This window comes from Nocardia abscessus NBRC 100374 (assembly GCF_000308455.1).
Classification (GTDB): Bacteria; Actinomycetota; Actinomycetes; order Mycobacteriales; family Mycobacteriaceae; genus Nocardia; species Nocardia abscessus.
Window position 1 is genome coordinate 19,187 of sequence record NZ_BAFP01000120.1, and the last position, 25,768, is coordinate 44,954.

At 69.9% G+C, this 25,768-nt stretch carries 20 protein-coding genes and 1 tRNA gene; 6 read left to right on the forward strand and 15 right to left on the reverse strand.

Annotated features, from left to right (window positions below):
* The first annotated feature begins 58 nt into the window (after nt 1-58).
* Nucleotides 59-6,226 carry a non-ribosomal peptide synthetase gene (locus ON19_RS24800; RefSeq protein WP_157229832.1) on the forward strand — a complete coding sequence of 2,056 codons (6,168 nt, stop codon included), beginning with the start codon at nt 59-61 and terminating at the stop codon, nt 6,224-6,226.
* A gap of 7 nt (nt 6,227-6,233) precedes the next feature.
* Here ON19_RS24800 and ON19_RS24805 read toward each other — a convergent pair whose 3' ends face one another.
* Nucleotides 6,234-6,569, reverse strand: coding sequence for a hypothetical protein (locus tag ON19_RS24805; RefSeq protein WP_051169273.1), 336 nt, complete (start codon nt 6,567-6,569; stop codon nt 6,234-6,236).
* A gap of 98 nt (nt 6,570-6,667) precedes the next feature.
* Nucleotides 6,668-8,071 carry a three-helix bundle dimerization domain-containing protein gene (locus tag ON19_RS24810; protein WP_227954619.1) on the reverse strand — a complete coding sequence of 468 codons (1,404 nt, stop codon included), beginning with the start codon at nt 8,069-8,071 and terminating at the stop codon, nt 6,668-6,670.
* Between the two features lie 451 nt (nt 8,072-8,522).
* Between ON19_RS24810 and ON19_RS24815 the strand changes: the two genes are divergently transcribed.
* Together ON19_RS24815 and ON19_RS24820 are read left to right on the forward strand one after the other, a co-directional pair.
* Nucleotides 8,523-9,326, forward strand: a complete 804-nt coding sequence (locus ON19_RS24815) for an SDR family oxidoreductase (protein ID WP_043697716.1) — start codon at nt 8,523-8,525, stop codon at nt 9,324-9,326.
* A 19-nt stretch (nt 9,327-9,345) separates the two neighbouring features.
* A complete protein-coding gene (locus ON19_RS24820) occupies nt 9,346-9,576 on the forward strand; it encodes a hypothetical protein (RefSeq protein WP_043697717.1) in 231 nt (76 codons plus the stop codon).
* A 120-nt stretch (nt 9,577-9,696) separates the two neighbouring features.
* Here ON19_RS24820 and ON19_RS24825 read toward each other — a convergent pair.
* From ON19_RS24825 to ON19_RS24840, 4 genes are all read right to left on the reverse strand, one after another.
* Nucleotides 9,697-9,773, reverse strand: a tRNA-Leu gene (locus ON19_RS24825).
* Between the two features lie 231 nt (nt 9,774-10,004).
* A complete protein-coding gene (locus ON19_RS24830) occupies nt 10,005-10,922 on the reverse strand; it encodes a ribonuclease Z (protein ID WP_043697719.1) in 918 nt (305 codons plus the stop codon).
* Nucleotides 10,923-10,974: 52 nt separating this feature from the next.
* Complete coding sequence (locus ON19_RS24835; RefSeq protein WP_043697721.1) at nt 10,975-12,480, reverse strand: amino acid permease; 1,506 nt, start codon at nt 12,478-12,480, stop codon at nt 10,975-10,977.
* A 9-nt stretch (nt 12,481-12,489) separates the two neighbouring features.
* Nucleotides 12,490-12,759, reverse strand: coding sequence for a hypothetical protein (locus tag ON19_RS24840; protein ID WP_043697723.1), 270 nt, complete (start codon nt 12,757-12,759; stop codon nt 12,490-12,492).
* A 403-nt stretch (nt 12,760-13,162) separates the two neighbouring features.
* Here ON19_RS24840 and ON19_RS24845 point away from each other — a divergent pair, with 403 nt between their 5' ends.
* Nucleotides 13,163-13,681 carry an SRPBCC family protein gene (locus ON19_RS24845; protein WP_051169274.1) on the forward strand — a complete coding sequence of 173 codons (519 nt, stop codon included), beginning with the start codon at nt 13,163-13,165 and terminating at the stop codon, nt 13,679-13,681.
* 37 nt (nt 13,682-13,718) lie between these two features.
* On the opposite strand, the gene ON19_RS24850 is transcribed toward ON19_RS24845, so the two are convergent.
* From ON19_RS24850 to ON19_RS24895, 9 genes are all read right to left on the reverse strand, one after another.
* Nucleotides 13,719-14,666 (reverse strand): Ppx/GppA phosphatase family protein, encoded by a 948-nt coding sequence (locus ON19_RS24850; RefSeq protein ID WP_043697725.1) that lies wholly within the window; start codon nt 14,664-14,666, stop codon nt 13,719-13,721.
* Nucleotides 14,663-15,199, reverse strand: coding sequence for a DUF501 domain-containing protein (locus ON19_RS24855; RefSeq protein ID WP_043697726.1), 537 nt, complete (start codon nt 15,197-15,199; stop codon nt 14,663-14,665). The genes ON19_RS24850 and ON19_RS24855 overlap by 4 nt, the downstream gene beginning before the upstream one ends.
* Nucleotides 15,196-15,819, reverse strand: a complete 624-nt coding sequence (locus ON19_RS24860; protein ID WP_043697728.1) for an FtsB family cell division protein — start codon at nt 15,817-15,819, stop codon at nt 15,196-15,198. The genes ON19_RS24855 and ON19_RS24860 overlap by 4 nt, the downstream gene beginning before the upstream one ends.
* A 90-nt stretch (nt 15,820-15,909) precedes the next feature.
* A complete protein-coding gene (gene eno / locus ON19_RS24865) occupies nt 15,910-17,196 on the reverse strand; it encodes a phosphopyruvate hydratase (RefSeq protein WP_043697729.1) in 1,287 nt (428 codons plus the stop codon).
* A 114-nt stretch (nt 17,197-17,310) separates the two neighbouring features.
* Nucleotides 17,311-18,036 (reverse strand): lytic transglycosylase domain-containing protein, encoded by a 726-nt coding sequence (locus ON19_RS24870; RefSeq protein ID WP_051169279.1) that lies wholly within the window; start codon nt 18,034-18,036, stop codon nt 17,311-17,313.
* Between the two features lie 87 nt (nt 18,037-18,123).
* On the reverse strand, nt 18,124-20,040 hold the full coding sequence (locus ON19_RS43960) for an ABC transporter ATP-binding protein (RefSeq protein ID WP_227954618.1): 1,917 nt from the start codon (nt 20,038-20,040) through the stop codon (nt 18,124-18,126).
* A 2-nt stretch (nt 20,041-20,042) separates the two neighbouring features.
* Nucleotides 20,043-20,864, reverse strand: coding sequence for an ABC transporter permease (locus ON19_RS24885; RefSeq protein WP_043697731.1), 822 nt, complete (start codon nt 20,862-20,864; stop codon nt 20,043-20,045).
* Nucleotides 20,861-21,790 (reverse strand): ABC transporter permease, encoded by a 930-nt coding sequence (locus tag ON19_RS24890; protein ID WP_227954617.1) that lies wholly within the window; start codon nt 21,788-21,790, stop codon nt 20,861-20,863. Before ON19_RS24890 ends, ON19_RS24885 begins: the two co-directional genes overlap by 4 nt.
* A complete protein-coding gene (locus ON19_RS24895) occupies nt 21,787-23,304 on the reverse strand; it encodes an ABC transporter substrate-binding protein (protein WP_043697732.1) in 1,518 nt (505 codons plus the stop codon). Before ON19_RS24895 ends, ON19_RS24890 begins: the two co-directional genes overlap by 4 nt.
* Before the next feature lie 324 nt (nt 23,305-23,628).
* On the opposite strand from ON19_RS24895, the gene ON19_RS24900 reads away from it, so the two are divergent.
* Together ON19_RS24900 and ON19_RS24905 are read left to right on the forward strand one after the other, a co-directional pair.
* Complete coding sequence (locus ON19_RS24900; protein ID WP_051169276.1) at nt 23,629-24,783, forward strand: TauD/TfdA family dioxygenase; 1,155 nt, start codon at nt 23,629-23,631, stop codon at nt 24,781-24,783.
* A complete protein-coding gene (locus ON19_RS24905) occupies nt 24,755-25,765 on the forward strand; it encodes an ornithine cyclodeaminase family protein (RefSeq protein WP_174377728.1) in 1,011 nt (336 codons plus the stop codon). Before ON19_RS24900 ends, ON19_RS24905 begins: the two co-directional genes overlap by 29 nt.
* The last annotated feature ends 3 nt before the right edge of the window (nt 25,766-25,768 follow it).

Genomic DNA, 25,768 nt, shown 5'->3' on the forward strand with positions numbered 1-25,768 from the left:
ATACCGCCGGACGGCTATAACATCTCCGCGTTTGCTGCTACGCGGAACGGACGAAGTCATGGCCAGCGGTATCCGGGATCCTCGTCCACCCGTCCGAGGCGCCCGCCGCCGCAGATCAGCCGATCCGGGCCCGCCCACGCTCGCCGCGCTGCTCGCCGCCGCGGCGGAACACGATCCCGACCGCGTCGCCGTGGTGTGCGACGACACCGAGATCACCTACCGCGACCTCGACGCCCGCTCGTCCCGGTTGGCGCGCACGCTGCTCGCCTCGGGGGCGGGCCCCGAAACGGCGGTCGCGGTGGCACTCCCGCGTTCGGCCGATTCGGTGCTCGCGGTGTGGGCGATCGCCAAGACCGGCGCCGCCTTCGTACCCATCGATCCGGCACTTCCGCCGTCCCGCATCCGGTTTCAGGTCATCGACAGCGGCGCCACGCTCGGATTGACCCGCTCGGGGCACGCGGCGGCGCTGCCCACCGAGGTGAACTGGCTCGCGCTGGACGACGCCCAGGTGATCGCGCGGGTAGCGGCGAACCCGCCGAACCCGATCGCGTACTTCGAACGGCCCGCACGCCTGCGGGCCGCCCATACCGCGTACCTGATCTACACCTCGGGATCGACCGGACGCCCGAAAGGCGTCGCGGTCACCCACGCCGGGCTCGCCGCGCTGTGCGCCGAACTGGCCGCCCGGCACGCGCTGGAGGAGCACGCGCGGGTGCTGCATTTCGCGTCGCCGAGCTTCGACGCCTCGGTGCTGGAACTGCTGCTCGCCATCTCCCGCGCCGCCACGCTGGTCGTCGCCCCGCCCACCGTCTACGGCGGTAGCGCCCTGGTGGAACTGCTCGCGCGGCAAGCGATCACCCACGTCTTCCTGACACCCTCCGCGCTGGCCTCGATCGAACCCGCCGGACTGCCCGCGCTGCGCTCGGTCATGGTCGGCGGCGAGCCCTGCCCCCCGATGTTGCCGCGGCACTGGGCCACCGAAGGACGCCTGTTCCACAACGCCTACGGCCCGACCGAGACCACCATCATGGCGACGCTGAGCCCGGCGCTGTCGCCGGACGAACCGCTCACCATCGGATCCGCCGTGCGCGGCATGCGCTGCCAGGTGCTCGATCACCGGCTGCGTCCGGTCGGCACCGGCGTCGTCGGCGAGCTGTACGTGTCCGGGCCCGGGGTCGCGCGGGGATATCACGGACGACCCGGCCTGACCGCCCAACGGTTTCTGCCCGATCCGTTCGGGTCGCCCGGCTGCCGGATGTACCGCACCGGCGACCTGGTCCGGCGTACCACCACCGGTCACCTGGACTATTTCGGCCGCGCCGACGACCAGGTGAAGGTACGTGGCTTCCGGATCGAACTCGGCGAGATCGACGCGATCCTCGCCGCGCGGCCCGGCGTCCGGCTGGCCGTGACCGTCGATCGGAAGACGGCCGCGGGCGAGACCACGCTCGCCGCGTTCGTCCAGCCCGAACCGGGCCACGTCCCGGACACCGCCGCCCTGGCGGACGCGCTGGCGGCGCTGCTGCCGAAGTACATGGTGCCCAACACGATCACGGTCCTGGAACGAATCCCGCGCACCCCGACCGGCAAGGCCGATCGGCCTGCGCTGCGCGTGCGTGCCCTCGATGAGCCGGACCACCGGCCCGCCGCCGATCTCGGCGAGGAACTGGTCGCCGAGATTCTCGCCCGCGTGCTCGGGCGGGAGCGGTTCGGCGCCGACTCCGATTTCTTCGCCGCAGGCGGCAATTCGCTGCTGGCGACGCAGGTCGCCGCGCGCCTGAGTGAAACCTGGCGGGTGCGCGTACCGCCGCGGCTGGTGTTCGACCATCCGACGGCCGCCACCTTGGCGACGGCGATCCGCTCGCAGCGGTTCGACACGGCCCGCCCGGCGCTGCGCGCGCGCACCAGGCCTGCGCGCATCCCGCTCTCCCCCGCCCAGCTGCGGTTCTGGCTGCGCAACCAGTTCGACACGGCGTCCTCGGTGGACAACGTCGGCTTCGCGCTGCGGCTGTCGGAGCTGGATGTCCCGGCCGTGCGCGCGGCATTCGCCGACACGGTCGAACGGCACGAGTCGTTACGCACGATGTACCCCGCCGACGAAGCCGGACCCCGGCAGCAGGTTCTCGCCGCCGAGTGTGTGGCCGCCGACTTCGCCGTGGAGGAACTGCCCGACGACGCGGTGCCCGACCGGGCGCGCTCGATCCTGCGGCAGGGCTTCGACGTGTCGGCCGAGGTGCCGCTGCGCGTCCGGCTGCTGCGCACGCCCACCGAGTACGTCCTGGTCTGCGCCCTGCACCACATCTGCGCCGACGGCTCGTCGCTGGCGCCGCTGGCCCGTGACGTCGCCCTGGCCTACGCGGCCCGGGCCGAGGGCGCGCCGCCGGCCTGGCGGCCACCGGAGGTGCAGTACGCCGATTACGCCCTGTGGCAGCGGGAGCTGCTCGGTTCCCGCGACGATCCGGATTCGCTGTTGTCGCGGCAACTCTCGTACTGGGCCGGTGAGCTGGCCGGCCTGCCCGACGAACTCGACCTGCCCGCCGACCGGCCGCGACCGGCGGTGGCCACGCTACGCGGCTCGGCCATTCAGCGCTCGGTACCCGAGGCCCTGCACCGAGACCTGCTCGCCGTCGCGGGCGCCCACCGCGCGACCCTGTTCATGGTCATGCGCTGCGCGCTCGCCGTCCTGCTCGCCCGCCTCTCCGGAAGCACCGACATCGCCATCGGTGTGCCGATGACCGATCGGGCGGAGCCCGCGCTCGCGGATGTCGTCGGCATGTTCGTCAACACGACCGTCTCCCGGACCCGCATCGATTCCGCCGAGAGTTTCGCCGGACTGCTGCACCGCACCCGGGAACGGGACCTGGGCGCTTTCGCGCACGCCGACGTTCCCTTCGAGCACGTGGTCGACGCGGTCAACCCGACGCGCTCGCCGGGACGGCACCCGCTCTACCAGGTCGGCTTCGCGTTCCAGAACTTCACCCAGGCCACCCTCGACCTGTCCGGGCCGAGCGTGTCGTTCCTCGACGTGGACGCCGATACGGCGAAAACCGACCTGCACATCGGCGTGGTCGACACCCGCGACGCCGAGGGCGAGCCGGGCGAGATCATCATCCGGTTCGGCTACAGCACCGACCTGTTCGACGAACACACCGTGCAGCGTTTCCTCGACGGCTACATCCGCATCCTGCTCCAGGTGGCGGCCGATCCCGGCGTCGCGGTCGGCGACCTGGACATCATGGATCCGGTCGAACACAAGCGAATCCGGTTCTGGGGCACGGGATCCGAGCACAATGTTTCGGCCGGACCGCTCACCGCCGCGTTCGAGCGGCAAGCGACGGCGACGCCGGACGCGATCGCGCTGGTGTGCGGGCCCGAGACGCTCAGCTATGCGCACCTGCGCGAGCGGTCCGCGCGCCTGGCTCGATGGCTGATCGAACAAGGCGCCGGTCCGGAGACCGTCGTGGCGGTGGCGATGCGGCGGTCGATCCAGCAGGTCGTCGCGCTGTACGCGATCGTGGCGGCGGGCGCGGCCTGGGTGCCGATCGACCCCGGCCATCCCGCCGAACGCATCCGGTACGTCCTGGAATCGGCGGCTCCCCGGTGCGTGCTGACCACCGGCGCGGACGATTTCACGGCCACCGACGCCTGCGACGTCGATACCCTCGACCTCGACCGCTTCGACGCCTCGCCCGTGACCGACGCCGAACGCCGCGCGCGACGGCACGCCGACCACCCCGCGTACGTCCTCTACACCTCCGGATCGACCGGCCGCCCCAAAGGCGTGGTGGTCGCGCACCGGGCGATCGCGCACCAACTCGCTTGGATGCAGGCCGAATACGGCGTCGACGCCACCGACGTGTATCTGCACAAGACTCCGGCGACCTTCGACGTGTCCCTGTGGGGCTACTTCCTGCCACTACGCGCGGGCGCACGGCTGATCCTGGCCGGACCGGACGACCACCGCGACCCGGCGGCGCTGTGCCGCCTGATCGCCGAGCACCGGGTGACGCTCACCGATTTCGTTCCCGCGATGCTCACGATCTTCGCCGAGCACGCGACGGCGGACGCGTTGCGCTCGCTACGAGCCATTTTCGTCATCGGCGAGGCGCTGCCCCCGGAGACCACGCGCGGCGTCGCGAGTGTGTGCCGGGGCGGCCTGCACAACCTGTACGGGCCGACCGAGGCAGCGGTCAGCATCACCCAGCACGCCGTCTCCGCCGCCGACCGCACCGCGCCCGGCATCCCCATCGGTGTGCCGGAATGGAATTCGCGATGCCAGGTACTGGACGAGCGGTTGCGGCCGGTTCCCGTCGGCGTGCCCGGCGAGCTCTATCTGGGTGGCGTTCAGCTCGCCCGCGGCTATCACGGTGCACCCGGCCCGACCTCGGCACGCTTCCTCGCCGATCCACTGCACCCCGGCGAGCGGATGTATCGAACCGGCGACCTGGTGCGCTGGAACCGCGGCGGCACTCTGGACTACCTGGGTCGCACGGACTTCCAGGTCAAGATCCGCGGCCACCGCATCGAACTCGGCGAGATCGAGGCGGCTCTGCTGGCCGATCCGGCGGTCGGCCGGGCGGCGGTGGCGGTCAAAAGTTCCGATGCCGGAGATCGACTGGTCGGCTATGTCGTAGCCACGCCGGGCGCCACGGTCGACCCGGACGCGGTGCGTCACGCGGTCTCGCGCGTACTGCCGGCGTACATGGTGCCGTCTGCGGTGCTGGCCCTCGACGCGTTCCCGGTGAACACCAGCGGAAAACTCGACCGTGCCGCGCTACCGCAGCCGGTGTTCGCCGCACGCACCGGCTCCCGTCCGGGCACACAGCTCGAGCGCGCGATCGCGGAAGTCTTCGCCGACGTGCTCGCGGTGTCCCCGATCGGGGCCGAAGACGACTTCTTCGAGCTCGGCGGATCGTCGCTGCTCGCCTTCACCTTGCACCAGCGGCTGTCGGCCCGGTTGCGGCGCGACGTGCCGATGTCCGCCATCCTCGCGGCTCCGACCGTCGGCGGCCTCGCCGCACGGTTGGCCGGGGCGGCCTCGCCCATCGCAGCGACACCGGAGCGGGACGCGGTCTTGGAACCGGAAATCGGCATCGGCGGATGCGCCCCCGCGCACACCGGCCAGCCGCAGGAGGTCCTGCTGACCGGCGCGACCGGCTTCCTCGGCGCACACTTGCTGCAAGAACTGCTGGACCGCACCGAAGCACGGGTGTGGTGCGTCGTGCGCGCCGACGACGCCGAGGAAGGAATCGACCGGATCCTCACCGCGCTGAACCGCTACCGGCTCAACGGGACCTGCGCCGCGGATCGGATCGTGGTCGTCGCGGGCGACCTGACCACGCCGCGCCTCGGCCTGGACACCGGCGATTACGACCGCCTCACCGACAGCATCGACGCGATCTATCACAACGGCGCGCGCGTCAATCACCTCGACCCGTACGCGCGGCTACGGCAGGCCAACGTCGAGGGAACCCGAGAGTTGTTGCGGCTGGCGACGACTCGGCGGGTCAAGCCGTTCCACCTGGTCTCCACCATGGGCGCGGCCGTCGCGACGACGCCGGACACGCCGGTGGTCACCGAGGACGTCCGCCTGCGCGCCGACCAGGTGTCCGGCAACGGCTATCTCGCTTCCAAATGGGCCGCCGAGGAACTGGTCCGCCAGGCCGGTGAGCGCGGGGTGCCCATCGCCATCTACCGGCCGGGCACCATCTGCGGCTGCCCGAGCGTCGGCGTGAACAGCACCGACGATTCGCTGTGGAACATGGTGCGGGCCGCCGCGACACTCGGCATGGCCCCCGATGTCGGCGACGCCACCGTCTCCCTGGTTCCGGTGAACTACGTGTCCGGCGCGATCGTCGAGATCTCGGTTCGCCCGCGCTCGGAAACCGTCTACCACCTGGTCAATCGGGCTCCGGTAGCGGTCGGTGAGATCCTCGCCAGTCTGCGTGCGCACGGATTGCCGGTGGCGACGGTACCGGAGGACACGGTGCGCGCGGGTCTGGTCAGGGAGGCCCGGCGCCGCGATGCGATGGGCGACGATTCGCTGGTGCGCGCAGCGCTGCTGAGCACCGATTTCGCCGAGCTGGCCGGACACCTCGACTGGGCCGACGCACACAGCCGCGCCGCGTTGGCAGGCACGGGAGTGGACTGCCCGGCGGTGGACCGCACGGTGGTGGATACGTTCGTGCGGGAATTCATCGAATCGGGCTTCTTGCCCAGGGATTGAGGAATCGTCAGTATCCCGGCGGCACGGTTGCGTGCTCGGCGGGTTGTTCGGTGTGCCGGCGGGCCTTCGCTCGGGCGCGCACCTGCTCCAGCACGATCATGCCCACTCCGACGATCAGGAAGACGACGGCGATGATCGCGGCCGCGACCGAGAGACGGCCGAACCCCCAGCCCGCGAACACCGCGGACACGATCGCGACCGCCGCGGCGACCAGCAACAATCCATAGCCCGGCCAGTTCCTGGTGTCGGCCATCGCCGCTCCCGGTTGCGGCGCGCTGTCGCGCGCGATGTCCGGAGCGTCATCGATCGGAGGTATCTCCCATGGCCCGTCGTCCGCTGTCACTTGTGCTTCCTCCCGCCGCGATGCCCGCCGTGGTTTGCGGCATCTGATGCCAAGAGGATGCCCGGATCGTCTCCACCGAAACGCGGGCGCGACGGGCTTCAGTTGTAGGTCTTGGTGACTCCGTCGAGCAGATGCTCCAGCGTGTCGTAGGTCGGGGTGGCGACCACGTCCAGCAGATCCGGCGCGACCGGGACGTTGCGTTCGGCGGCGACCTTCGCGAACTGGGCGCCGTCGTTGGTGCGGAAGCCGTGCTCGGCGGCCAGCCGCTGCAACTCCGGGTCGGTGGACAACAGGCGGCCCAGCTGGTCACCCGTCGCGCCGAACGGCACCAGCGTGTGCCGGGACAACACCGTCGGAGACGGATACAACAGCGTCATCTCGGGTTTGGCCTGTCCGCGCACGGTCGCCTCGACGTACTGCGCCTCGTAGATCCAGACCATCGGCGTCGGACCCATCCCCGTGGCGAGGTAGTTGTTGAACGGCCCCTCGGTGGTGTTCTCGGTGTAACCCTGGCCGACGAACAGCCGCGACAACGCGGGCAGGACCGCCTGCTCGGCGCTCTGGCCCTGCACGATCGTGTTGTTGTTCGCGACATAGCTCGCCGCGGCCACATACATGGCGGCGGAGTTCGAGCTGCGCGGGTCGGTGGTGGAGATCAGGATGTTCTTGCGCACCGGGTAAGCGGTGTTGTCCGGAAGTTCGTCCCAGCGCTTGCCGCTGCGGACCAGATCGAGGTAGCGGCGCAGGTCCAGCGTCGACACCGGGCCGGGTCGCACCGCTCCGGCCTTCGCGAGCAGATCGGCGATCGGGGTGAACGTCGCGACCGCCATCGGCGAGGAGAACGGCGTGTACTTGGCGGTCACGTTGCGCTGCCGCTGAATTCGCTCGGCCGCCTGTTCGCTGGACGGGAAAGCGAAGTCGAACTTCGTGAGATCGATGGAGGTGGCGATCTGCCGAGACCCGGCGGGCTCGACCTCGACGCGCACACCGTTGCGTGCCAGCGCGTCGATCACCTTCGGGTCCTGGAAGAACGCCATCTTCTCCGACCCGACCACACCGTGGACCACCGTGAGCGGCGCGGCAGGGGCCGGGGCGGCGGCGGGCGCCTCGGGAGCGGGTTGCCGCACGGCGAGTACGACGGCGATCACCGTCACGATGACGACGGCACCCACCGCGTACGGCGCGAAACGCTTCTTCGACGACCACAACTCACGCAGATCCGGCAGTTTCCCGGAGGCGGCCGCGGCGGGTCCGGGAGCCTTTTCCATCGGTACCGTCGCGGGTTGGACTTCCGCTTCGGGGGACTTCTCCAGTTCCCGGCGCACCAGTCGCTCGATCAGGATCGGCACGAACTGCCGCACCGGGCGGCCGGCGAACTTCTGCCGGGCCGCACCCACGGTGCTCTCGATATGCTCCGGAGAATAAGTCTCGGTGTAGTTTTCGACCAGTCGCTCCGTCATCTGACGAATCGCCTGTTCCTCGCGGACGGTATCGACAACCACCACATTCTCCTCGGCGTCGGGGGGTAACACGGCAGCGTCTCCGGCCTGCACCGCGCCGGCCAACACTAGCCCCATCACACGACCACCGACATCCGCGCGGACTTCCCGCCAGTGAACGATTTCGGCTGCGCCGGTGCACATCTCACGTCCACGCACACAGCCGTCCGCCCAGCTCACAGGCCCACGACCGGTCGGAGCACGGCACGCGCGGCGTCGCCGTGTTGCCGCGTGCGGTCCTGAACCCGCCATGGAGAATTCAATGGGCAATCCCCGATCCGCCACCACGCGTTGTATTCCCGTTTCCCGCCGCCGCGCGGACGGGCCGGTGCACTCGTGGCGAGTTGGCTCCGTACCCGACCGACTACATCGCGTGCGACGCGAAGTTACTTCCCGGTAGCGCGGATCGGTGAGCTGACGATATCGTCAGCGTATTGCTGTCGAAAGGAGCGCTATGTCTCGCGTCGCTGTGGTCACCGGTGCGTCGTCCGGAATCGGAAAGGCCACGGCCGCCGCGCTGGCCGGGCGGGGGTACCGAGTGATCGGAACCAGCCGTAACCCCGATGCCATCGGCTCCGACGCCCTCGTGCCGGGGGTCGAGTACCGGGCGCTCGACCTGACCGATTCGACCTCGATAGCAGCCTTCGCGGCCGGTCTGGACCAGGTCGACGTGCTGGTCAACAACGCGGGCGAAAGCCAGGCCGGTCCGCTGGCCGAACTGCCCACCGACGCCGTCGAGCGACTGTTCCAGCTGAACGTGCTGGGCCCGGTCGCCCTGACCAAAGCGGTGCTGCCCGGCATGCGCGAACGCGGGTACGGGCGGGTTGTGATGGTCGGGTCGATGCTCGCCAGTTTCCCGATGCCCTACCGCTCCTCCTACGTCGCCACCAAGGCGGCCGTGCGCGGCTTCGCGGTCGCCGCCCGCTTCGAGGAATCCCCCTTCGGCGTCTGGATCACCGCCGTCGAGCCCGGCCAGATCGACACCGGCCTCCGCGAGCGGCGCACCAAATACCTCACCGAAGGTTCGCCCCACACCGAGGATTTCACGACCTTCATGGCGAAACTCGACGAAAAGCAGGCGAAAGGCATCACTCCGGACAAGGTCGCCACCACGATCGTCAAGGCGATCGAAGCCGACCATCCCCAATCCCTCTACGCCATCGGCAGCAACGCCCCCGCCCTCTTCACCCTGCGCCGCCTCCTCCCCCGCACACTCATGGAACGCATGATCGCCCGCGCCCACGGCCTTTCGCGCTGAGCCCCTGAACCCACCGACCATGGCGCTGTACGCAGAGGTTCGAAAAATAGAAGAGGACGAGCAACAGGTCCGCTACGCCTACACCGACGTGTCCGGGACCGAGCACACCCTTCGTCTCGACAAAGTCGCCGAGACGATCCGCCCCGAGACCGGCCGCGACGACATGCTGTTCCGTGCGGTCGCGGGCAAGATCGCCTCGGCCCGGCTGCACGGCGCAGATGCGCCCGACCGTTTCATAGTTCAGTCGTAGGCCGCGCGTACTTGCTGGGACGTGATGAACGGGCAGCACCGACTTCTGCGGACTCATGCGGAACAGGGCGTCGACGCGGTCGAGCCGGACGATTGGAAACACGTTCTACCTGCGGTTCCGTGGTGCCCCCAGTCGGACTCGAACCGACACTTGGCGGATTTTAAGTCCGCTGCCTCTGCCAATTGGGCTATAGGGGCGTCCGGGACAGCGTACCGAGTCGTACGGCTGTACCGGAATTCCGACAATTCGTCGGGGTGGCGGGACGTCGGCCGTTGCCGGGTGCCGGACGGCGTGGTCGGTTGACCAGCGCCGGTGGCGGTAGTTCGACACCCGGGTTGGCAGGCGTCCCAGAGAACTAGATCGGTGGCGGCGGGCTGGTGTTAGCGTCCGCGGAGCATCTCGTCGCGGCGAATGTTTGTGGCGCGCCGTCAGCGGCGGGGCGGCAGCGGGATTCGGGCCAGATCGGTGGCGATGTGAATCTCGCCGGAGAAGTACTTCGCCGCTTCGGTCAAGTGCTCGTCGAGGTCGCGGTAGCGCTGCGAGAAGTGGGTCAGGACCAGGGCGCGGACACCGGCGTCGGCGGCCGCCCGCGCCGCCTGGCCTGCGGTGAGGTGGCCGTACTCGGTGGCCAAGTGTTCATCGGCGTCCAGGAAAGTGGCTTCGATGACGAGCATGTCGACGTCGGCGGCGAGTTCCTGGACACCGGGGCACAACCGGGTGTCCATGACGAAGGCGAAGCTCTGGCCGGATCGTGGCTCGCTGATCTCCGCCAAAGTGACCGTGCGACCACCGAACTCGACACTGCCGCGCTGTTGCAGCTCGGAGATGATCGGGCCGCGCAGCCCCAGGGCGCGCAACCGGTCCGGCAGGATGCGCCGGCCGGGCGGCTCGCTGAGCCGATAGCCGAAGGTATCCACCGGATGCGAGAGCCGGACCGCGGTGACCGTGAACGGCGCCTCGGGCAGGTCCACCGGGCCGGGGCCGATCACCGGACGCGGTCGCAGCTCGGCGCGGTGATAGTAGGACGTCGCGTTGACCAGGCGGTCGTAATACGCGGCGCCCGACGCCGGGAAGACGACATCGACCGGATGGGGCACCCGATCGAGATTGATCCGCTGCACGACTCCGGCCAGGCCCAGGCTGTGGTCGCCGTGGAAATGGGTGATGGCGATCCGGGTGAGCCCGGTGACGGACACACCGGCGTAGGTCATCTGCCGCTGCGTACCCTCACCAGGGTCGAACAGGATCGACTCGTCGTCCCACCGGAGCAGATACCCGTTGTGGTTTCGCTGTTTCGTCGGTACCTGACTCGCGGTACCGAGAACAACCAACTCACGCTGCGACACCGCGTCAGGCTATCCGCCGATACCCGATGAGCCCGAACAGGCCCGTAGGTGCCTACGCGGCCGGTGTCTTCCGGAGCAGGGAGTTGCGCCGGGAGTAGGCGAAGTAGACGACGAAGCCGATCGCCATCCACACCAGGAACCGCAGCCAGGTCTCCACGGAGAGATTCAGCATCAGCCACAGGCACGACAGCACGGCCAGGATGGGAATCAGCGGCACGAGCGGAACCCGGAAGCCGCGCGGCAGGTCGGGGCGCGTGCGCCGCAGGATGAGTACGCCGACCGACACCAGCACGAACGCGAACAGCGTCCCGATGTTGACCATCTCCTCCAGCGTGCCGAAGTCCACGAACCCGGCCAGCAGCGCGCACCCCACGCCGACGATCACGGTGACGCGGACCGGCGTGCCGTTCTTGCCGGTGTGCGCGAGCTTGCGCGGCATCAGCCCGTCGCGCGCCATCGCGAACAGCACCCGGGTCTGCCCGAGGTACATCACCATGACCACCGTGGTGAGCCCGGCCAGGGCGCCGATCGAGATGATGTTCTTCGCCCAGGTCACCCCGTGGATGCCGAACGCCGTCGCCAGTGTCGCGTCGCCACCGGACAGGTCGGTGTAGGGCACCATGCCGGTGAGCACGAGCGACACCGCGACGTACAGGACGGTGACGATGAGCAGCGAGCCGAGGATGCCGCGCGGCACCGCCTTCTGCGGATTCCTGGTCTCCTCCGCCGTCGTGGCGACGACGTCGAAGCCGATGAACGCGAAGAACACCAGGCTGGCCGCGGCGAGCAGGCCGTACCAGCCGAAGTTGCTGTCCCCGGCGCCGGTCAGGTAGGAGAACAGCGACTGCCGCATGCCCTCGCCCCGCTCACCGGCCTGCGACGGCGGAATGTAGGGCGACAGGTTCGAGGACTTGAAATAGGTGAGGCCGACGACGAGCACCAGCGCGATCACGCCCAGCTTGATGGCGACCGCCACCGCCGACACCCGCGAGGACACCTTGGTGCCGGTCGCGAGCAGCACACCGAGCACGGTGATCAGCAGCACCGCGCCCCAGTCGAAACTCACCGAACCGATGTGCACGACCGGGGAGGTGGTGCCGAGCACTTCACCGAGATACTGCGACCAACCCTTGGCCACCACCGCCACGGCGAGCGCGAACTCCAGGATGAGGTCCCAGCCGATGATCCAGGCGACGAGTTCGCCGAAGGTGGCGTAGGAGTAGGTGTAGGCGCTACCCGCGACCGGAACGGTCGACGCGAACTCGGCGTAGCAGAGCGCGGTCAGCCCGCAGGCGATCGCGGCGAACACGAAAGCGAGCGAGACGGACGGACCCGCGACATTGCCCGCGGTGCGTGCGGTGAGGGTGAAGATGCCCGCCCCGACCACGACGGCCACGCCGAAGACGGTGAGATCCCAGGCGGTCAGCTCCCTGCGGAGTTTGGAGTCGGGCTCGTCGGTGTCACGGATCGACTGTTCGATGGATTTGGTGCGGAACAAACCGCCCCACCGAGACGAGACGTCACCCGTCGGATCGGCTTGTGGCCCGGGGTTGGTCACGCGTTCTCCTTAGATCGTGCTGCTGTGCTGGGTGTTCTGTACCCGCGCGGCGCGCTGATGCACGCCTGCCATGAGTTCGCTGATGGGCGGTGCGCTGGCGGCGACGATCAGCCCCGCAAACGCCACGACCGTTCCGGTGATACCGGAGTAGGCGAACCCGTGACCTGGGTCATAGAACCGGGCAAAATTACCCGACATCGACGTTTCGATACCAACCGAGAAAAAATACAGTGCCATCTCCTCAGCCCGGAAAGCTTCCGGTGCGAACCCGGTGGTCACGGCAAGTCCGGCCGAGCGTTACCGGCGCACCGCCAGGTCGGCCAGGGCGAAGCCCCCGGCCACGACCACGATGCCGCCGGAAAACAGGAGGCGTTCCGCAACCGAGCAACCGGTTGGCGAACCAGCCGCTCAGCACGGTGGACGAGTAACCGAGGCCGCCGTAGGCGCCGACGATGACCACGACGGTGTCCGCGGCCGGGTCCCGACCGCCATCGGTAGTCGTAGTCGCCGCTTCAACCATGCTCCGAAGAGTCCCATCCGAGACCGTGCGGCGGAGGATTCGTGTGTTCTGTTCAAGCGAGACCGGAGCGGGCAACGACGGAGGTTTGCCCGCCGCACGTCCGGGCACCCCGCAAGCGACAGGCAAACCGGCCGAGGCCGCCACCCAGAAAGCGTTGAGCTGATGGTCCACGTGGAAATCACCGTGCCGACTACACCGGATGAGGTTTTCGCCGTCCTGGCCGACGGGTGGCTGTTCTGCGCCTGGGTGGTCGGCGCGACGCACATCCGCGACGTCGATGACAACTGGCCCGCAGTCGGCTCGAAGCTGCACTACAGCGCAGGCGTGTGGCCGATCACCGCGAACGACACTACGCAGGTCGTCACCGTCAATCCGCCGCACGTGCTGGAACTCGAGGCCAAGCTCTCGCCGCTGGGCGCCGCGTGGATCCGTCTGGAACTAGTCGAGACCGCGCCCGAGGAGACCCAGATCCGGATGTACGAGCATGCCGAACGCGGATTGGGCGTTCTGGTGCCCAACGTGCTGCAAGAGCTCCTGCTGGTGCCCCGGAACAAGGAATCGCTCTCCCGGCTCGCCGATATCGCGGTCGGCAAGGCGCGCCACAAGAGTGGGACCGCAGTTCGCGCCGGAGCCGAGCCACACGCCGAGGTGAAGCTGAACGGACACCTTCCGCCGGGTTGACCGAGCGTGCGCGTGACGGCTCCCGCTATGGCGGCGGTCAGGCGATCGACAGGGCGATGCCGTCGAGGATGTCGTGCTCGCTGACCACCATTTCGGAGATGCCCGCACGCCGGGACAATTCCTCCGCGAGCACCTCGGTGATGACCGCGCCGCCGCCGATCACGTCGACCCGGCCGGGGTGCATCGGGCCCAGCGCGGCACGCTGATCGTGGTCCATGGCGATCAGCCGGTCGCAGACGTCGTGGATCTGGTCCATGGTCAGCCGGGTGAGGTGCACCCGTTCCGAGTCGTATTCGGGCAGATCGAGCGCCACCGCGGCAAGGGTGGTCATGGTGCCCGCGACGCCGACCCAGGTGTGGGCGCCGTCCACCGGGACGTGCGTGAACGCCTCGGTCAATCGCTCGGTGGCGAAGGCGCGGGCGGCGACGACCTGTTCGGCGGTGGGCGGGTTGCCTGCCAGGCAGCGCTCGGTGATCCGGACGCAGCCGATGTCCGCGGAGAACGCGGCCCGCACCCCGGCACTGTCCCCGAACACCAGCTCGGTCGATCCGCCGCCCAGGTCGACCACGACGAAAGGCCCTGCCGCCTCGGACAGTTCGCCGATCGCGCCGGCGAACGAGAGCCGCGCCTCCTCGTCACCGGTGATCACCTCGGCCTCGGCGCCCGCGACCACGGTGCCGAGTTCGGCCCGGGCCATGGCGAAGAAGTCCTCACGGTTCGCGGCGTCCCGGGTGGCGGAGGTGGCCACCATGCGCACCCGGCCGACCCCTGCTTCGCGCATCAGCGCGGCGTAGTCGGCCAGTGCGGCGCGGGTGCGTTCGATCGCCTCCGGCGCCAGCGAGCCGGTCGCGTCGACCCCTTGCCCGAGGCGGACGATGCGCATCTCGCGGTGCACGTCGGCCAGGCGTCCGTCGCCGAGCACGTCGGCGATCAGCAGGCGGATGGAATTCGTGCCGCAATCCACGGCGGCTACCCGGTCACTCATCGCTGTGCTCCAGTCTCTCGCGGGCCGGCCGGCCGAGGCGCGGGCCAGTCAGCAGGAATCGCGGTGCCACGCAGGCCGTGCTCGGCGGCCAGCGCCACGGCTTCGTCGCCGAACGGGTTCACCCCCGGCCCCTTGGCCAGCGAGTGGGCGATCAGGACGTGCAGGCACTTGACCCGCTCGGGCATCCCGCCGCCGGTGAAATCCGTACCGAGCGATTCGATTTCGTCCCGTTCGGCCAGATAGCTCTCGTGCGCGGCGCGGTAGGCGGCGGCCAGCGCCGGGTCGGCGGCGAGCCGCTCGGTCATCTCACGCATCACACCGGCGGATTCCTGCCTGCTCGCCTCGGCGGTGAGCCGGGGATCGGTCAGGTAGTACAGGGTCGGGAAGGGGGTGCCGTCGGGCAGGCGCGGCGCGGTCTTCACAACGGCCGGGATCCCGTCCGGGGTGCGGTAGGCGATGGCGAGCACGCCGCGCGGGGCACGGCCCAGCTGCTCGGCGATGATCGCGAGATCCTGGTCGTTCGGTGCGGTCACCTGGGTCCTTCCAGTCCTTCCGGTGCTTGCGGTCGCGGGGCGGCGGGCGGCGCGGCCGCCGGTGTGGGCTGCGGCTCGGAGATACTGCGCCACACTTCGGTGTACCAGGGATCGGGTTCGCGCGCCCTGGTGGGCGCCGGGGGCGGGGCGGGCGCCTCGATGCCGGGCACCTGCACGATGTACGGCGTCTCCCCCGGCATCACCAAGCGCAGCCGGTCACGCGCCTCGGTGCGGATGAAGGCCGGATCCTGTTGCTGCGCACGACGATCCCGCAGCCGGGCCAGATCCGCTTCCAGTTCCGCGCGCTGTTGCGCCAGCTGCGCGGCTTCCGCGCGCTGGGTGAAGTACGTGCGCATCGGCACCGCGAGGGTGAGTGCGAGCCCGCACACCACCATCGCGAGGATCACGGCCTTGCCGGTGGACAAGCCGAGGAACGTGTGGTCGTGCCGGTCGGCGGCGGAACGCGACGCGCTCTTGCGCGGCTTCGGCTTCTCCGCGGCCTCCGATCGCCTGCGGCCGCGCTTGGCCGCGGAGTCGGCCGGGCGGGATGTGGCGGCACGCGACGTGCGGCGGTCCCCGCGTCCGGCCGGACTGGTCCCACGCGCACGTCGCTCCGTCATCTCACGCCTCGGTCTCTACTTCGCGGTACTCCCGTGGCCCTGCGAGGTCACGCACGCCACCTCCGCCGGGCCCGCCGCTCGCACCGCAGGTCAGCCTTCGAACGCGAAGCGGGGAAACGCGACGTCGCCTGCGTAGCGCGCCGAATCGCCGAGCGCGTCCTCGATGCGCAGCAGCTGGTTGTACTTGGCGACCCGCTCGCTGCGCGCCGGGGCGCCGGTCTTGATCTGGCCGCTGCCCACCGCGACGGCGAGGTCGGCGATGGTGGTGTCCTCGGTCTCGCCGGACCGGTGCGACATCATCGTCTTGTACCCGTTGCGGTGCGCCAGCTCCACCGCGTCCAGCGTCTCGGTGAGCGTGCCGATCTGGTTGACCTTCACCAGCAGCGCGTTGGCGGCGCCCTTGGCGATGCCCTCCTCCAGGCGCTCCGGGTTGGTGACGAACAAGTCGTCGCCGACCAGCTGGACCTTGTCGCCGATCTGGTCGGTCAGGGTCACCCAGCCGTCCCAGTCGTCCTCCGACAGCGGGTCCTCGATGGACACCAGCGGGTAGGCGCCGATCAGGTCGGCGTAGAACTGCGCCATCTCCTCGGCCGAGCGCACCACGCCCTCGAACTTGTAGCCGCTGCCCGAGGTGTAGAACTCGGTGGCCGCGACGTCGAGCGCGAGCGCCACGTCGCTGCCCAGCTTCAGGCCGGTCTTGGCGATGGCCTCGCTGATCAGGTCGAGCGCCACCTTGGTGCCCGCCACGTCGGGTGCGAACCCGCCCTCGTCACCGAGGCCGGTGGCCAGGCCCTTGGCCTTCAGCACCGCCTTGAGGGCGTGGTAGACCTCCGCGCCCCAGCGCAGCGACTCCTTGAAGGTCGGAGCGCCGATCGGGGCGACCATGAATTCCTGCACGTCCACGCCGGTGTCGGCGTGCGCGCCGCCGTTGAGGATGTTCATCATCGGGACCGGCAGCACGTGCGCGTTCGGACCGCCGAGGTAGCGGAACAGCTCGAGGCCCGAGGACTCGGCCGCGGCACGGGCCACCGCCAGGGACACGCCGAGCAGGGCGTTGGCGCCGAGCCGGGACTTGTCCTGGGTGCCGTCCAGATCGAGCAGCACCTGGTCGACGGTGCGCTGCTCCACGGCGTCCAGGCCGATGACGGCGGGCGCGATCTCGTCGAGCACACCCTCGACCGCCTTGCGCACGCCCTTGCCGCCGTAGCGCTCACCACCGTCGCGCAGTTCGACGGCCTCGTGCTCGCCGGTGGACGCGCCGGAGGGCACGGCCGCGCGGGTCAGGGTGCCGTCGTCGAGAGCGATCTCGACCTCGACGGTGGGGTTTCCGCGCGAATCCAGGATCTCGCGAGCTCCGACCTGTTCGATGATGGCCACGAAAACGACACTCCTTCGGCTGCTGACACGGTTGGTCTCACGGGATGGGCCGTGCGCTGCGAGCCTATCGTCCCGGCCGCGCTGCGGGTAACCGGCACTCCGGGGACCGGCCGATCACACCCGGCGGCCGACGCTGTAGCTCGCGGCCCGGTCACGCACCGTCAGCAGATAGCTGTGCGACTGGTTATAGGTGAGCAGCGCCCGCTGCCAACCGTGCTCGGAGGTGAGGTCGCCGCCGCTGGCGCACAGGTACCTGGCCGCGGTGAGCGCGGCGTCATCGATGCTCTGCGGATCGGCGGTGCCGTCTCCGTTGGCGTCGACGCCCCAGCGCTTCCAGGTCTCCGGGATGAACTGCAACGGACCGACGGCGCGGTCGTGCACCGGGTCATGGTCCAGGGCGCCGCCATCGGTGTCCTCGATCAGCGCGACGCCCGGCGAACCGTCCAGCGGGACGCCGATGATCGGCGGGCGGACCGAACCGTCCGGGCCGACCTCGGCACCGCGATGGGTGCCGTGCTTGCTCTCCACACTCGCGATGCCCGCCAGCGTCGTCCACGCGACGCCACAGTCCGGGCGGGCTCTGGTCATCACGGCCGCCGCGTAGCCGTAGGCCTCCAGGGCGATCGACGGGATGCCCAGCCGACCGGCCTGATCGTCGGCCCAGCCGCGCAACTGGACGGCCGTGCGGCCGGGCGCGTCGAGGTCGATCACGGGCAGCGGCGTGCCCGGTCCGGGCGGAATGCCCTCCGGGATCGGGGTGCGGTCGATTCCGCAACCGGCGAGCCCGAGAATCACCACGACGGCGGCCGAGACGCCGATCTTTCGCAACACCCTTTCCATGATCCAGATGACGGCGAGTGCCCGCGGTGATCCGGTGACGCAGTCCACCGCGTGTCGGATCTGCGCATGGCCTCGGGCCGGGCCGGCTCAGACGAGCAGCTCGCCGGTGGCGTTGTGCGTCGGCGCGGCGAGCACCGTTGCGGTGTGACCGGATTCGACGACGCGCCCGTGATCCAGAACGAGCAACGCCGGGCAGTATTCGGCGACCAAAGGCATGTCGTGGGTGATGATCAGCAGGGCGGTGTCGCGCTCGGCCCGGATCCGGTCCAGCAAGCCCATGATCGCCGCCGCGGTGGTGTGGTCGAGGGCCGAGGTGATCTCGTCGCACAGGAGCACGGCGGGCTCGGCGGCGAGGGCGCGGGCCAGCGCCACCCGTTGACGCTGTCCGCCGGACAGCTCGTGTGGGTAGCGGTCGGCCAGGTCGGCGGACAACTCGACCGCGGCCAGGAGTTCGGCGATCCGCCCCGCGAGATCCCGGCGCGCGACGCCGCCGATCCGCCGCAGCGGGCGGCCGAGCGTCTGCGCGACCGTGCGGCGCGGGTTGAGCGCGGACCTGGGGTTCTGGGTGACGAGCTGAATTCCACCTGCGCCGTAGCGGATTCTCCTCTTCGCGCCCACGGCGATCCGGTGCCCGCGCAGCTCGAGCGAACCGGTCGCCGAACGGTGCAGACCCGCGATCACGCGCGCCAAGGTGGTCTTGCCCGCGCCCGACGCGCCCACCACCGCGAGCGCCGAACCCGCGCCCAGAGCGAGGTCGATGTCGGCGAGCACCTGGTGTCCGCTGATCGAGGCGCTGATGTCCTGGGCGCGTAACACGACGTCCGGCGACTGGTTGTCCGTCGCGACGACGGCCGGAGAGCTGTGGCCGTTGCGCGTGAGTTCTACGCTTCCGTCCCGGGTCGAGCGGAGGTCCCGGTGGGCGCGACCGTCCATAACAGCAAATTTCGGTTCGCGTCCGTTGACCGACTCGACTGACTCCGGCTCAACACGACGAGCCTCGGCACCGGTCCGTACTCGACCGACGGACCGGGGCCGAGCGTCCGGCTCACGGTCCCGCACGGCGCGCTGCTCGCGCCCGACCGCCGAGGCCGTTTCTGCCGGGTCGAAGCCGCCGGTATCCGACACCCCTCCGGCACCGTCCGGCGCGGGCGGCGGTTCGGTCCCATCACCGAGCGCCAGTCCGTTGGCCGGGGCCATCGGGTGCTGTGCCGACTCGGTCGCGACGCTGAAAGTTTTCCTCAGCGTGTGGCTTTCCTGCCGCAGCCGAGCCGGGTACACGGCGGCAGGGTGGACGGCGCCCAGCTCGACCACATCGTCCGCGATCGAGTGCACGAGGGCGGTGTCGTGACCGGACAGCAGGATCGCCGCCGAGCGCTCCCGGGCGATCTCCGCGAGTTGTCCTGCGATGTCGGTGCGCAGCGCGCCGTGCAGTCCGGCCAGCGGCTCGTCGAGCACCAGCACACCCGTCCGGCGGATCAGCGCCCTGGCCAGAGCGACACGGCGCTGCTGGCCGCCGGAGAGTTCACCGGGGCGGCGGCGCAGGTACTCCGCCGAGAGGCCGACCAGCGCCAGCGTGTCGGTCAGCGTGGACTGGGACGCCTTGGGCGCCACCTCGCGCAGCAGGGCGCGCACCCGCAGCAGCGGGTTCAGCGCGGATCCCGGATCCTGCCCGACATAGGCGATGTGGTGGCGCCGAAACCATTGCAGTGCAGCATGTTCCAGCGTGAACACATCGTGCCCGGCGACCGATGCCGACCCGGCCGCCCGTGCCGAGGCGGAGGGCAGTTGTCCGAGCAAGGCCCGCATCACCGTCGTCTTGCCCGAACCGGACGGACCGGTGAGCGCCGTGACCGTGCCCGCCGGTATCCGAAACGTCGCGGGACCGGCCAATTCCCGCCCGTCCGGGCCGAGCACGGTCAGATCGTCGACCGCGACGAGGGCGCCGGTCACCGGTTCGGCATCATCCGCTCCCGCCGTCCGGCGGTCCCGTTTCGTGACGCTCACATTCATTCCCGCTCCCCTTGTCCGAACGCCGACACCGCCAGGTTCACGCTCACCGCGACGATCGCGATCGCGAGACTCGGGGCGAGCACCGCCCAGGGATTGAGCAGCATGCCGGAGGCGTTCTCGCGCACCATGACCGCCCAGTTGCTCGCACCGAGCGTCGTGGGCAGTTGCAGGAACGACGCGGTGCTGACCAGGTAGACGCCCGCGACGAAACGCAGCCCGAGCTGAGTCGTCCACACCGCACGCAGATTCGGGATCACTTCCCGGAACACCAGATGCGCCAGCGATTCACCGGCGGCTTGCGCGCTCTCGACGTAGCCGGTCGCCGCGACACCCGCCGCGGCGGCCGTGAAGATCCGCGCGCAATAGGGAACTCCGAACAGCAGTGCCACAACGATCAACCCGGGGATGCCCGCGTCCGGCCACGAAGTCAGCACGAGCAGGATCCCCAGTACCGCGGGCACGAGGAGGAGGAAATCGGTGCCGAGTTCGATCCACGCGCCGATCCGCGGGCGCAGCGCGGCGACCGCGCCGAGCACGCCGGACAACCCGGTCACCAGCACCGCGATGACCGCCGCCACCAGCAGCAATCCCCAACCGCCGTAGAGCAGCTGGCTGAGCACGTCGCGGCCGAGCCGGTCGGTGCCCAGCGGCGCGCCGTCGCCGGGATCGCCGAACGGTATGCCGATCGCCTGCTCGGCGGGGTGCGGCGCCAGCGTCGGCCCGAGCGCCGCCAGCAGGGTGACCAAGAGGGCGGGAGCGACGATCAGCCGGCCGAGCCGTCGCCGGACCGGACGCGCGAGGTCGATCGATACGTTCATCGCCGCCCCCGCAACGACCAGCTGCGGATGCCGTCGGCGGCGGCCAGCATGACCATGATGACCACCCCCGACAGCGCGACCACCGCGGCGACCACCGAGGTGTCGCGGTCGGCCACCGAACCGGCCAGCACCGCGCCGAGACCGGGGTAGTTGAAGATGGTCTCCACCACCAGGGCGCCACCGAGCAGCATCCCGACCGTGGTGGCGAAACTGGCGACGATCGTCGGCAACGCGAACGGCAGCACGTGCCGCGCCAGGACGACGCGACCCGAAAGCCCGTCCAGCACCGCGCTTTCCACGTGCGGCGCCAGCGCCGCGTCGGACAGGGCGGCGCGTACCACCCTGGTGTTCCAGCCGATCTGGGGCAGCGCGAGCGCGAGCACCGGCAGCACCAGCATTTCGGGGCCCGCCGGGAATCCGGACCGGCCGGTGATGGTGACCGCGGGCAGCCAGCCCAGCGCCAGCGCGAACACCAGGATCAGCACCGTGGCGATCACGAACTCGGGAATCGCCACCGCCGTGGTGGTCGTCGGCTGCAACACCCGCGCCGCCGCACCGCCCGGACGGGTCGCCCACCACGCGCCGAGCGCGAGCGACGCGAGCACGGTCATCGCGAGAGCGAGCCCGCCGAGCAGCAGCGTGGGCGGGAACTTGTCCACCAGCAGGTCGTTGACCGGCCACCCGCGCGCGGTTCGCCCGAAATCGCCGGTCGCGACGCCCGCGATCCAGTCCGAGAACCGCACCGCCAGCGGACGGTCCAGTCCGAGTTCGCGTTCCTTGGCCGCGATCTGCTCCGGAGTGGCCTCCCGGCCGAGAACCGCGCGGGCGGTGTTGCCCGGCAGCAGGTCCACGGCGACGAAGACGCAGGCCAGCAACGTCACCAGCAGGGTGACGCGCCGCAGCAGGAGTCGCGCGAAGGAGATCACCCGGCCAGCCAAGCCCTTTCCAGCTGAACGCGGGCGAACCCACCCAGCGTGGGCAGGTCGCGCACGCGGGAGGACGCGATGTCGATGCCGTCGGCCATGCCCCAGACCAGGTAGCCGCCACGCTCGTACTGGATGCGCTGCAACTCCTGCGCGGCCTGCTGGTACTCCGCGTCACTGTGCGCGGCAAGCGCTTTGGCGGTAGCCGTGTCGAACGCCGCGTCCTTGAAGTCGGTTTCGTTCCGGTTGGATCCGCCGGCCAGCAGTCTGCTGGCAAAGAAGAGGGCGGAATCGTTGGTTCCCCAGGAGACGGTGTACAGCGGCGCCTTCAGCCAGGTCTGGTCGTAGAAGGCGTTCGGCTCCTGGGTGACCACGTCCAGCCGGACGCCGATCTCGGCGAGCTGGGTGGCGATGACCTTCGCCGATTCGACCTCGCCGGGCACCTCGGCCTTGGTGACGAACGGATAGCTGCGAGCGGTGTCGAAATTCGCCTCGCGCAGCAGCGCCTTCGCACGGTCGGTGTCCCGGGTGCGCTGCGCGATGGACGTGTCGTAGAGCGGGTCGCCGGTGCCGAGAATGTCGTTGGCCACCGTTCCGTAGCCGGAATGCACCTGCTTGACCAGGGCTTCGCGGTCGACCCCCAGCCGGACGGCGGTGCGCACCCGCGCGTCGGCGAACGGCCCGTCGGAGGTCCGCATGGCCACGCCGAGCATCGTGTCGTTCGGGCGGCGCACGACCGTCAGGTCGCCGCGCCCCTCCGCGGTGCGGCCCGCGATGGCGCCGACGTTGGAGGCGAGGTCGATCTGCCCGCCGAGCGCCGCGTTGCCCAGCGCGGTCACGCTCTCGAACATGGTGATCTCGATGGCGTCCAGCAGCGGTGGCGTGCCGTGCCACCGGTCGTTGCGCACCAGCCGGGCGTTTCCGCCCTGGTAGGACTCCAACCGGAACGGTCCGCTGCCGATCGCCTTGGTGAAGTCGGTGGTGTCCTTCTTGACCGTGAAGGTCATCAACCGGACCAGCAGCGGCAGTTGGGTATTCGGCTCGGGCACCGCGAGGATCACCCGGTTCGGTCCGTCGGCGGTGATGTCCTCCACGGCCACCGGCATCTTCGACGCGCCGCCGACGGTGCGCAGTCTGCGCAGCGACCACACGACGTCGTCGGACGTCACCGGCGACCCGTCGTGGAAGGTCGCGTTCTCGGCCAGGGTGAAGCTCCAGCGCCGCCGATCGGCGTCCGGTTCCCATCGCGTGGCCAGGCGCGGGACGACATTCGGGTCCCCGCCCGGCACGGTGAGGGCGTCGTAGACCAGGGAGGCGATCAGGAAATCACTGTCGTTGCTCAGGTTGGCGTGCGGGTCGCGTTCGAGGCGAGCCGCGGTGCCGAGCGCGCCGACCCGCAGTGTGCCGCCGCGCCGCGCGGGGCCGGACGAGTCGGCTTCGTCGGAACAAGCGGCTACCAGCAGCACCGCCCCTACCCCGAGACTCGAGCGCAGCAGTTGCCGCCGATTCAAAACCATTGCACTGCCTTCTTCCTGAACCGACCCACTGCGGTACCCGCGAACCAAGTGTATTGATCAGGACAGGCTAGCCTAATGCATTGCGCGACTCGCCGATACCGGCACCGAAACGGCAGCGCAATGGCGTACCGGCCGCAAACCTCCGACGGAGGTGCCGGAGTCCTCCACCGGCCGACAGCCGGCTACCGGGCGGCAGTTATACGATTCGGCTATCTTTTCGCCGACTCGCTTAGGTAAGCCTTGCTTCACTACGCCGGAAGAGCTACCTTCGCATTACCAATCGTGACCCCTGCTTTTCGAACCGATGCGAAGAAGGGATACCCGGTGAAAAGCGTTCTCTCCGAACGTAAGACGCTTCACCCCAAAGACCTCGAACGGCGCGAATTGTCCGCGGAAGCGGGCCGGTCGGTGCGCGAGCTCGCCAGAGAGATCTCCGCCACAATCGACCTCCTCCCCGATCCGGCCGCCGCCGCGCGCACCCTCACGGATCCGGCGCTCATCGAGCGGATCGATGCCGGCGTCGCGGAACTGCCTGCCGAGGTGCGCCACACCATGCGCCCACCCGCCACCACGGCCGGAGCCACCGTCGTCGGTCGCCTTCCGTTGCAGGACAACGAATTAGGGCATACCCCGCCGAGCTGGCGGGAGGCGGCGCGCTGGAGCGGTGATCCGGCGCTGCGCGCGCACTCGTTCGAACTCGACCTGGCCATGCTGCTGCTCGCGCGCAGCGCGGGTGAGCCGTTCGGTTGGCAGGGGCAGCAGGAGGGACGGCTGGTCAACAACATCGTTCCCGCGGCCGGTCACGAGCACGAACAGTCCGGCGCCAGTAGCAAAGTTCTGCTGAGCCCGCACACCGAGGACGCCTTCCACCCGCGGCGCGCGCATCTGCTGATGCTCGGCTGCCTGCGCAATCCGGACCTGGTCGGCACCACCGTCTCGTCGGTGCGCCGGATCGAGCTCGCGACCCGGCAGCGTGAATTGCTCAGTACGCCCGCACTGCCGATCCTGCCCGACGTCTCCTACGGCGCCGGGCACGAAACCTACTCCGCCGCACCGATTCCGACTCTCTGGAGCGCCGCGGGTCCGGACCAGCAGACCCTGCGCTACGATCCGGCATACACCCCGTTGGCGCAGGCAGGCCCCGAATTCCGCGCCGCCTACGAACAACTCACCGCGGAGCTCGAACGCGTCAGTGTCACCGCCGTGCTCTCCCCCGGCGAGCTGTTGCTGGTGGACAACGACGTCGCGGTGCACGGCCGGGTGCCGTTCACCGCGCGGTACGACGGCACCGACCGGTGGCTCAAGCGAGTGAACATCCGGCTTCCGGAACGACGGCGGCGGACCGAGGAAGCCGACGAGAATGGCTACGGGCAACAAATCGTGGCCCCGTTCCGAGCGGCGGACACCCTGCCGGTCGAGAGCGGCACTCATGAGCGGGATGCAGTACGACATGATCGAGGACCCTTTGAGCACGCGTGACCGAAGCACACCCCTGCGGGTGTTGAGCCGCAGCGACCTCGCCGACGTGCCGATCACACCGGCGGCGGTGGTGCGCGCGGTGGAAGAGGCGTATCTGGCCTTCGCGGCTGGCGATTCGGACAACCCGCGCAAGCTGAGCGTCGCGAACCCGGACGGGTGGTCGGTCGCCTACGCCATGCTCGGCCGCGACGGCCGCAGGCGCGTGGTGGCGATGAAGACCTCCTACAAGTTCGACCCGGGACACGACCGCAGTACGAAGCGGTACTACACGACCATCACGCTCTACGACGACTCCACCGGTGCGCCGATCGCGATGATGGACTGCGCGCGGGTCGGCGCGCTGCGTACCCCGGCCGTGTCGGCCCTGCTGGTGCGGGAGACCGTGCGGAGCGGCGCGGAGAGCGTCCTGCTGATCGGCACCGGAACCCAGGGCCGCAACGCGCTTCCGCATCTGCTCGCCGCGAACCCCCAGCTGCGCAAACTGATGGTCTACGGCACGCACCGCGAGGGGCTGGAAGCCGTGCACCGCGTCCTCGCCGAACACCATCCGCACGCCCTGCTCGAGACCGTGACCGATCCCCGCGAGGCGGCGGCCGCCGCCGATGTCGTGCTGGCCACCGCGGGCCCGGCCACCGAGGTCGCGCTCGAATCCGGTGATCTGGCACCCGGTTCGGTGGCGGTGCTGGTCGGTTACGGGCTCGCGCCGTCGGCGCTGAACGACGCCGACCGGGTGATCGCGACCAGCGCCGAACAGATGGCGCTGACCGGCACCGACATGGTCGGACCCGACGGCACGCTGCGTGCGGTGGACGCCGAGCTGCCGCAGATCCTGAATCGCCGTGCGGTCGCGCGCCGCTCGGACGAGGAGCGCGTCTTCGTCTACAACAGCGGGCTCGTGCTGACCGATATCGCGGTGGCCCACGCGCTGGCCGAGCGGGCGATCGCGGAAGGCCGTGGCACGGAGGTGCCGCTGTGGGACTAGCGC